A 9003-nucleotide genomic window follows, 5' to 3' on the forward strand; every position below is an offset into this window, starting at 1 on the left:
TAGCCGCTGCCATGCCAAGCTGTCGTGATGCCGCCGTACTTGGGAATGTCCGCGACGGCAGGGTGTCTACCACCGGCATGGCGTCCCCGCCGTCCAGCGTCAGTCTGATCGGCGTGATCAGCGCCACCCATGCGGCGAGCAAGCCCGATTCGCTGCCAGCAAACGCGCCGCTCACGGCTACGGGATGGAAATCGTTGGTCACCAGTTTGCGTTCGCCGGGGATCTTCTGCGGTGAGATGTCACTGCTGGCAACCATCGACATGCCGTCTCCTGCAGCATCCGCCTCCCGCAGCATCCGCGCCACGCGCCGCAGTCGTGGCTTTTCTCGCTCTGTCGATGTTCGCGGTGCTATAGACATGCCTGTTCTTCATGCGCAGGGCTCTCCTCAGACGCCCTCAGGCTTGCACCGACTGTGTGAAAGGGCCGGGAGAGCCGCGTTGGGGCCTTGAATAAAGCGTGAGCCCTACCTGAATAAGGGCCGATTTTTGCGGGCGCGTTTGACACGTGATGCACAGAGTGTGGTCTAGACCAATAGGCGAATCCGTACCGGAGTGCACCATGCCCGAGGCCAGAACACGCAAGGCAGCCGCGAAAGACAAACGCGAGGGCAAGTCCGCCAGCACGCAGGCTGGCGAATACGTCCATGAGGAAGTGCATCACGTCCGCAAGGGAAAGCACGGCGCCCGTTCGGCCAAGCAGGCCATCGCCATCGGCCTTTCCAAGGCTCGTCGCGCCGGTGTGAAAGCGCCGGTGAGCAAGACGGCCAAGACGGCTACGAAGAAGAAAGCGGCGGCTGACGAAAAGGCCTCCGGGCTCCGCAAAAAGCCCGCCTCCAAGCGATCCCATACGACGAGTCGGGCATTGAAGAAGGAAGGAAGCGCGGCCGCTTCGCACAAAGCCTTGTCGGCTCATGCCAAGAAAGCCGCAACCAAGAGAACCTCCGCGTCACGCTCGGCGGCAGCCAAGAAGGCGGCGCGGACCAAGGGAGCGGCAGGCCGGTCGACCGCATCGAAGAAGGCCGCGCGTACACGTAAGGCTCATTCCCATTGATCACCAGGAGACCCCCTATGACGATTTCCAGGTATTGCGGCTACGCATTCGCTGCGGTGGCGTTCGTCGCCCTTGCGGGTTGCAACAAGCATGAGGACGACACCAGTGCCGTAACGCCGCCCCCGGCGGCCACCGCTGCACCGGCACCTGCCTTGCCGCCGCCGGCAGCAACGACCATGCCGCCGCCCGCGGCCACCACCATGCCGGCACCGGCGACGACCACGCACTGATACGCGTGGTTTCACGAAGGCAAGGCGATGCGGCCGCGCTGTTGGGCGGCCGCATCGCGTATGGATCCCACCGCCGGGCCTCAGGGCATGCCGGGTGACGAAGACGGCGATAAAGCCTGCGCCATCGCCAGGTGATGCTTGAGCGTCGGCAGGGTCTTGGTGGCAAACGCCTTGATGTCGGCATCGTTGCTGTGGGATGCCTCGGTGAACAGGTCGATGGCTTCTTCATGCGCCGTGACCATGGTCGACAGATAAGCCTTGTCGAAATCCGCGCCGCCGAGCGATTGCAGCTTGTCCATGATCTCGGAAGACGGCGCCTGCCTGGCGGCCGTCGCGTGCTTCTTCTGCGCCAGCGCCAGCAGCTCCTTGTTGGCCTGCGTGTGATCCTTCACCAGTTGCTGCGCCAGTTCGCGCGTGCGGGGCGATGAAGCTTTCTGCATGGCAAGCTGGCCCATTTTCACTTCGGCGGCGCCGTCGCTGGACGCCTTGGCGAAGAACTGCTGGTCGCCGCTGCTCACGGTGCCCGCGTCGCGCATGTCCATGTTGCGCATGTTGTCCATATTGCTCGTGGGTTGCGTGGGTTGTCGTGCCGGCGCGGATTGCGCATGCAGCGCCAAGGGACAGGAGATGGCCACCAGCAGCGTGGTGGCGAACAGTGAAGTCGTTCGGTTCATCGTTGCACCCTCTTGCGCCGTAAGGATGGTGACGATGGACGCTAGCCCGGCCTGGGTAGTGCGCCTGTGACAGTTGCGTATGTCGCAAGGTGAGGGTTCATGCGCCGTGCACATCGAGCGACGCGCCGCCCGATAACCTGGTTGTCACTTGCGTTGGATGCGCGTTGACACAGGCTCGGCGCCTGGACGGCACCTAGGCACAGGCGCCGTCCCATGGGTGCACGTCAGGGCACGCCGCCTTCGCGCACGAGTTCCATCACTTCGTAGCACGCGCCCATCGTGTGGTAGTCCGTCTTGCCGGCGGGACTTTTCTCGTCGTCGATCTTGCGGTTGTCGCGCGTAAGGATGCGATACCACGCGCCATGGCGATGGTCGACGAAGTGTTGCCACGCGTACGCCCACAGCTTTTCGTACCAGGTGTCGTACTCGCCCAGGCCCGTGCGTGCGTGAAGCAGCGCGGCGGCGGCCAGCGATTCGGCCTGCACCCAGAAATATTTGTCGTCGTCGCACACGCTGCCATCGGGCGCGAAGCCGTAGCAGATGCCGCCGGACTCGCTGTCCCACGCGCGGGCGAGCGCGGTGTCGAACAGATGCTTGGCGGTGGGAACCAGCCAGTTTTCCTCGCGGCCGCGCTCAAGCAGCAACGGCTCCATGATCAGCAGGAGCTTGGCCCATTCGGTCTGGTGGCCCGGCTGGAAACCCCATGGGCGGAACAGATGCTTGGGATCGTCGCGGTGATAGTTCCAATCCACGTTCCAGTGCGCGTCGTAGTGTTCCCACACCAGGCCATCGGCCTTGGCGGCCTGGCGGCGTGTCATGTGATCGGCGAGAACGAGCGCGCGTTCGAGATAGCGCGGCTCGTCGCTGGCTTGGTACGCCGCCAGCATCGCCTCGCACATGTGCATGTTGGCGTTCTGGCCGCGATAGCTGCTGAAGTGCCAGTGCTCGTCCGCTTCGTCGCGATACAGGCCTGCGTCGGCGTCCCAGTAGCGCAGCTCCAGCAGGTTCCAGGTTTCGTCCATCCACGCGTCGGCCTCGCGCACGCCGGCTTTTCGCGCAGTGGCGTAGGCCAGCAAGACGAAAGCCACGCCGTACGCGTGATGGGTACGGTCTTCCGGCTTGCCATCGCGGATGGTCCAGGCATAGCCGCCGGTGTCGGCATTGCGGTGCACCTCGCGCAGATAGCGCAGTCCGTGGTGCACGGCGTCGAGGTAGGCCGGGTCGCCGAACTCGCGATAGGCCATCGCGTAGTTGAAGACGAAACGCGTGCTGCTTACCAGGTGGCGGTGGCTGCGATCGTAGACCGTGCCGTCGTCCTTGAAGTAGTGGAAGAAGCCGCCGGCAGGATCGATCGCGCGCGGGTGATAGAACGCCATCGTCTGCGAGATGTGTTCCCGCAGGAAAGTCTCGCTGCGGAAATCGGGCTTGGTCATGCGTAGATCTCCATGAAGTCCAGCACCTCGGCTTCGTCGGGCATGGCGGTGAACGAGCCCTGGCGGGTGACGGTGAGCGCACCGCAGGCGGCAGCAAAACGCAGTGTGGCGTGCAGGCGGGGCAGTTCGGTGACGAGATGGTCGATGCGATCCTCGCCCTGCAGGGAAGCGAGGCGATGCAGCAGGCCGCCGACGAAGGCGTCACCGGCGGCCGTGGTATCCACCGCCGGTACGGCGTACACGGGCAGCTCGCCATCGGCATCGGGATGGAACCAGCGCAATGCGTTGTCGCCGTCGGTGACGACGAGCAGTCGCGCTCGGCCTTGCCACAGGCGTTCCAGCGTTGCCTCCTCGCCATCGGCGGCCAGCCACGCGAATTCCTCGGCGCTCAGCTTCACCACGTCGGCCAGCAGCAGGGCCGGCCACACCAACGGGCGTGGATCCACGCCGCGCGGCCACAGCGCAGGACGCAGGTTGAGGTCGAAGCTCACCAGCGCGCCGTGCGCGGTGGCGCGGCGCATGCCTTCGCGCGTGGTTTGCGCCAGCGCTTCATCGGTCATGCTGTTGGAGCACACGTGGAATACGGCGGCGTTGCGGAAGCTTTCCTCGCGGAAATGCTCCGGCCGGAACAGCAGGTCGGCCGAGGGCGGGCGATAGAAGCTGAAGCTGCGCTCGCCCTGGGCGTCGAGCGCGACGAAGGCGAGGGCGGTGTTCGCTTCGTCGGTGCGCGTCACGCCCGAGGTCTCCACGCCCACGCGGCGCAGGCTGTCGAGCAGGAAACCACCGAACAGGTCCTTGCCGAGCATGCCGGCGAACGCAGCCTCGCCGCCGAGACGCGCCACGGCGACGGCGACGTTGGCGGGAGCGCCGCCGGCAAATGGCACGAAGCTGCGTGGAAAACCGTGCGCATCGCTGCCTTCACTGTGGAAGTCGATCAGCGCTTCGCCAAAACAAAGGATGGTGCGGGAAGACATCAAGCGTTCTCGGGAATGACTGCCGGCACGGCCGCGTCACGCACGAGCGAACCGCGCAGGCCGTAGAAGACGATGTAGCCGTAGCACAACATCGGCAGCACGAAGGCGTGCTGGATGCCGAAGTGATCGGCCAGGAAACCCTGCGCCAGTGGAAGCAGTGCGCCGCCGACGATAGCCATGATCAGCAGGCTCGACGCCTTGCCCGTGAGCGGGCCCATGCGTTCGATGCCGAGCGAGAAGATGGTCGGGAACATGATCGAGTTGAACAGGCCGATGGCAATCACGCTCGCCATCGCCAGCTGGCCATGGGTAAGCATGGTGGTAAGCACCAGCAGTCCGGCGATCGCGGCGAACAGGGCGAGCAGCTTGCGCGGGTTGAACCACACCAGCAACGCGGAGCCGGCCAAGCGGCCGATCATCGCGCCGCCCCAGTACATCGACACATAGTGCGAGGCTTCCTGCTCGCTCATGTGGCCCACATCCGGCAGCGACAGATAGTTGACCAGGAAGCTGCCGATGGACACTTCCGCGCCGACATAGAAGAAGATCGCCAGCACGCCGAAGAACACATGGCTGTGGCGCAGTGCGTCCATCAGCGTGTGGTGCGTGGGATCGGCCTGTTCGGTCGTTTCCGCAAGCGCGGGCAGGTTGAACAGCCACACGCCCGCGGCGAGCAGCAACAGCACCACGCCCAGGCCCACGTACGGCACCTGTACCAGTTCGGCCTGCTTCTGGCGCCAGCTCTGCAGCTGCTGCTGCGTTTCCGGCAGCAGGCTGGCGCGAAGCGCGCGCAAACGGGTTGCTTGCGCATCATCCAGGCGCGAGGCGGTGAGCTTGTCCAGCGCGCCGGCAAGATGATCGATCGGCAGCGCAGCCAGCTGCTGTGGCGACTGGACCGACAACGTGGCGAGCAGGGCATCGCCCGGCAGCTTGTCCAGCACGCCGGCGAGCTGCGCGGAAGAGAGCGGCGCCACGGCGGACGCCACCGCATCGGCAGGCACGCGGTCGAGCGCGGTGGCAGCGGCATCGTTCAGCGCGGCGACCAGTCGGTCGGCCGGTGCGTGCCGCAACGCGTCGGCGACCTGCTTCGGTTCGCCGGTGTTTAGCATCTGCACCAGTTGCACCGTCTCCGGTGCCTTGCGCACGTCGGTGGGGATGGTGGTGGCCGTCACGGCGGAAAGGATCAGCAGTCCGCCGAACCACGGGCCCAGCGTGGTGCCCAGCGAATTCATCGCCTGTGCCAGCGTGAGCCGGCTGGAGCTGGTGCGCTCGGGGCCGAGCAGCGCCACATAGGGATTGGCCGCCACCTGCAGCACGGTGATGCCCGTGGCCAGCACGAACAACGCGGCGAGGAACGCGGCATACGAATGCAGCGTCGCGGCCGGCCAGAAACCGAACGCGCCCACCGCGGCAATGGCCAGGCCCGCGACGATGCCCTTCTTGTAGCCCAGCGCCGCGACCAGCCTGCCGGCCGGCAGTGACATCAGGAAGTACGCGCCGAAGAAGGTGAACTGCACGAGCATCGCGCGCGCATAGTTCAGTTCGAACACGGACTTCAGGTGCGGGATGAGGATGTCGTTGAGGACGGTGAGGAAGCCCCACATGAAGAAGATGGTGGTGAGCACCGACATCGCCATCGGATAGTCGGTATAGCGCGTCTTGCCGCTGACCGGCGCACGGGTCGCCGACTGCGAGGGTGGTGATGCAAAGGCCATGGGTCGTCCGTCGGTCAGGAAAGGGGACAACTGCTCTCGCGCACGACCAGTTCGACCGGGGCGATGACAGTGCCTGCCTGCGCCTGCGGATGGCGCAGGCGGGCAAGGATGAGTTCGGCTGCCTGGCGCCCGCGTGCCCGCGGCGTGGTGGACAGCGTGGTGAGCGTGGGCGTGCTGACGGACGCTTCGGCGATGTCATCGAAACCCGTAAGGGCGAAATCGTGACCGGGTTTCACGCCGCGCTGGTAGAGACCCAGCATGAGTCCCAGGGCGACCACGTCGTTGTAGCAGACGGCTGCGGTGGGCGCGGTGCCATGGTCGAACAGCGCATGCGCGGCCCGTGCGGCTTCCACGCGGGTCAGCGCGGTCTGCACGCGCCACTGTGGCTCGATCGCCAGCCCGGCAGTCTGCATCGCCTGCACATAGCCGGCGTGGCGGTCGCGGCAGGAGCTGGAATCGTCATGGCCACCGAAGAAGGCGATGCGTCGATGGCCGCGCGCAATCAGGTGTTCCGTGGCCAGGCGCGCGCCGCGCTGGTTGTCCAGCAGCAGGCGGTCCCAGTGCGCGTATTGCGGCAGCGAGCCGCCGAGTTCGCGGTTGAACAACACCACCGGCGTGTGGGTACCCACCGTGGCCAGCACGGTACGTGCCTCGCTGCCTTCGGCGGGCGACAGGATGATGCCGCCCGGGCCGTGTTCGATCAGCGAGCCCAGCACCGCCTGTTCGCGCGTGGTGGATTCGCCGGTGCTGCCCAGCAGGGTGACGAAGCCGGCCTCTCCCAACGCTTCGTCGACGCCGGCGGCGAATTCGGCAAAGAACGGATTGGCCAGCTCATTCACCACCAGCGCGATGCTGGACGAGGTGCGCCGGCGCAGGTTGGCGGCCGCGCGGTTGTAGACGTAACCCTGGCGGCGGAGTTCTTCCTCGACCCGGGCGCGGGTGGCCTTGTTGACCAGCGGGCTGCCGCGCAACACCAGCGACACCGTGGCACGGGACACCCCACAACCGGCGGCAATGTCGTTCAGGGTGATCTTGCGACCGACCGGGGTCTGGCTTTCCATCGCTGGCCTGGGTAATTGGAACGATCCAAAGGTAACCCGCCGACGCCGCGAAACGGAACCAGAATCGATGGCGCGACGCAGCATGCATCAGCCCGCGGGGCAATGCTAGCTTCGTCGAATTAGAACGATTCAAATCACCGGGGGAACCCCATGCCTTGCTCGACCCGCCGCACCTGGCTGCCCGGTCTGCTGACCGCCGCGATTTCCCTGTCCCTTGCGCTGCCTGCCTTCGCCGCCGGCGGTCATTCGGCCGACGTCGATCCGCGCATTGGCACCGGTGGTGATGGGCATACCTTCCCCGGGGCCACGGTGCCGTTCGGCATGATCCAGCTTTCGCCCGACACGGCGATGCCGGACTTCAAGCATGCCTACAAGTGGGCGGCCGGTTACCAGTACAGCGACTCCAGCCTGCTGGGTTTCTCGCACACGCATTTCTCCGGCTCTGGCCATTCGGACCTGGGTGACGTGCTGGTGATGCCGATCGCCGGGGATGTGAAGCTGGAGCCAGGCGATGCGGCAAAGCCTGGCAGCGGTTACCGCTCGCGCTTCAGCCATGAACGTGAAGTAGTGCAGGCGGGCTATTACGCCGTCACGCTGAGCGATTACGGCGTACGCGCCGAGCTTACGGCGGGCCGCCGCATCGGCTGGCACCGCTACACCTTCCCGGCGGGCAAGCCGGCGCACCTGTTGCTGGACCTGCGTCCCAGCATCTACGACTACGCGGGCAAGGTGCTGTGGTCCAGCTTGCGCGTGCACGACGACGGGACGGTCACCGGCTGCCGCACCACGCGTGGCTGGGCGCCGGGCCGCGAGCTGTGCTTCGCCATGCGCTTCTCGCAGCCGCTGGCCTCGCGCACGCTCTACAACCGCGAAACCGACATCACCTACAAGGGCTTCAAGGGCCCCGGCAACCAGCCCGAGGACCACGATGCGCAGAGCGGCCGCGCGCTGGTCGGCGTGTTCGATTTCGGCACGCTCAAGCAACCGCTGGGCGTGAAGGTGGCGATCTCTTCGGTGAGCGAAGCCAATGCCGTCGCCAACCTCGACGCCGAAGGGCAGGGCTGGGATTTCGACGCACGCCACGCCGAGGCCCGCGCGGATTGGGACAAAGCCTTGGCCGTCGTCGACATCGACGCATCCAGAACCCAGCGGACCAGTTTCTACACCTCGCTCTACCATGCCCTGCTGTCGCCGACGCTGAGCATGGACGTCAACGGCCAGTTCCGCGGCCCGGACGGTGCGGTGCACGAGGCCGTCGACAAGAACGGCAAGTTCGAATTCCACTCCACCTGGTCGCTGTGGGATGTGTACCGCGCGCAGCAACCGCTGGTGGTATTGCTGATGCCAGAGCGCAGCACGGATTTCATCCGCTCGCTGATCGCCGCCCGCGAAACCAGCCCGTTCGGCATCCTGCCGGTGTGGGCATACCAGGGCATGGAGACGTGGTGCATGATCGGCTACCACGCCGTTCCGGTGATCGCCGATGCTTACGTGAAGGGCGTGCGCGGCTTCGACGCCGATGCCGCGCTCAAGGCCATGGTGGCCAGCGCCACCTACGCACCGTACGGTGGCCTGGAGGACTACATGAAGCTCGGTTACGTGCCGATCGACAAGGAACCCGAGGGCGCCTCCAAGACGCTGGAATATGCCTACGACGACTGGTCGCTGGCGCAGATGGCCAAGGCCATGGGCAAGCAGGACATCGCCGCCACCTTCGACAAGCGAGCCGGCAACTGGCGCAATGCGTATGACCCCAAGACCGGCTTCATGCGTGCGCGCAAGACCGACGGCACGTTCCGCGAGCCGTTCGATCCGGATGCCGCCGGCTACGGCACCGACTACACCGAAGGCAACGCCTGGCAGTAC

At 65.8% G+C, this 9003-nt stretch carries 8 protein-coding genes and 1 pseudogene; 3 read left to right on the forward strand and 6 right to left on the reverse strand.

Features of this window, described 5'->3' with window-relative positions; all coding sequences use genetic code 11:
- Positions 1–262: pseudogene (locus VFG49_RS09065) on the reverse strand (hypothetical protein); the annotation flags it as partial.
- A gap of 296 nt (positions 263–558) precedes the next feature.
- Between VFG49_RS09065 and VFG49_RS09070 the strand changes: the two are divergent.
- Both VFG49_RS09070 and VFG49_RS09075 read left to right on the forward strand, forming a co-directional pair.
- Complete coding sequence (locus VFG49_RS09070) at positions 559–1050, forward strand: DUF6496 domain-containing protein (protein WP_324859635.1); 492 nt, start codon at positions 559–561, stop codon at positions 1048–1050.
- Positions 1051–1067: 17 nt separating this feature from the next.
- Positions 1068–1280, forward strand: a complete 213-nt coding sequence (locus tag VFG49_RS09075; protein WP_324859637.1) for a hypothetical protein — start codon at positions 1068–1070, stop codon at positions 1278–1280.
- An 80-nt stretch (positions 1281–1360) separates the two neighbouring features.
- On the opposite strand, the gene VFG49_RS09080 is transcribed toward VFG49_RS09075, so the two are convergent.
- From VFG49_RS09080 to VFG49_RS09100, 5 genes are all read right to left on the reverse strand, one after another.
- Positions 1361–1954 carry a DUF4142 domain-containing protein gene (locus VFG49_RS09080; RefSeq protein WP_324859639.1) on the reverse strand — a complete coding sequence of 198 codons (594 nt, stop codon included), beginning with the start codon at positions 1952–1954 and terminating at the stop codon, positions 1361–1363.
- A 224-nt stretch (positions 1955–2178) separates the two neighbouring features.
- Positions 2179–3387, reverse strand: a complete 1209-nt coding sequence (locus VFG49_RS09085; protein WP_324859641.1) for an AGE family epimerase/isomerase — start codon at positions 3385–3387, stop codon at positions 2179–2181.
- Entirely contained in the window at positions 3384–4361 is a 978-nt protein-coding gene (locus tag VFG49_RS09090) for a carbohydrate kinase (RefSeq protein ID WP_324859643.1), read from the reverse strand. Before VFG49_RS09090 ends, VFG49_RS09085 begins: the two co-directional genes overlap by 4 nt.
- Positions 4361–6076, reverse strand: a complete 1716-nt coding sequence (locus VFG49_RS09095; RefSeq protein WP_324859645.1) for a sugar MFS transporter — start codon at positions 6074–6076, stop codon at positions 4361–4363. Before VFG49_RS09095 ends, VFG49_RS09090 begins: the two co-directional genes overlap by 1 nt.
- Positions 6077–6090: 14 nt before the next feature.
- Positions 6091–7137, reverse strand: a complete 1047-nt coding sequence (locus tag VFG49_RS09100; RefSeq protein WP_324859647.1) for a LacI family DNA-binding transcriptional regulator — start codon at positions 7135–7137, stop codon at positions 6091–6093.
- 150 nt (positions 7138–7287) lie between these two features.
- On the opposite strand from VFG49_RS09100, the gene VFG49_RS09105 reads away from it, so the two are divergent.
- Positions 7288–9003, forward strand: a 1716-nt coding sequence (locus VFG49_RS09105; RefSeq protein ID WP_324859649.1) for a GH92 family glycosyl hydrolase, incomplete at its 3' end; no start/stop codon positions are given.

Origin of the sequence: Dyella sp. (assembly GCF_035685885.1) — a bacterium.
Taxonomy (GTDB): domain Bacteria; phylum Pseudomonadota; class Gammaproteobacteria; order Xanthomonadales; family Rhodanobacteraceae; genus Dyella.

Excerpts from the sequence above, each read along its gene's own strand:
- VFG49_RS09090 (WP_324859643.1), bottom strand. The coding sequence starts at position 4,361 with ATGTCTTCCCGCACCATCCTTTGTTTTGGCGAAGCGCTGATCGACTTC.
- VFG49_RS09100 (WP_324859647.1), bottom strand. The coding sequence starts at position 7,137 with ATGGAAAGCCAGACCCCGGTCGGTCGCAAGATCACCCTGAACGACATT.
- VFG49_RS09070 (WP_324859635.1), top strand. The coding sequence starts at position 559 with ATGCCCGAGGCCAGAACACGCAAGGCAGCCGCGAAAGACAAACGCGAG.
- VFG49_RS09075 (WP_324859637.1), top strand. The coding sequence starts at position 1,068 with ATGACGATTTCCAGGTATTGCGGCTACGCATTCGCTGCGGTGGCGTTC.
- VFG49_RS09085 (WP_324859641.1), bottom strand. The coding sequence starts at position 3,387 with ATGACCAAGCCCGATTTCCGCAGCGAGACTTTCCTGCGGGAACACATC.
- VFG49_RS09095 (WP_324859645.1), bottom strand. The coding sequence starts at position 6,076 with ATGGCCTTTGCATCACCACCCTCGCAGTCGGCGACCCGTGCGCCGGTC.
- VFG49_RS09080 (WP_324859639.1), bottom strand. The coding sequence starts at position 1,954 with ATGAACCGAACGACTTCACTGTTCGCCACCACGCTGCTGGTGGCCATC.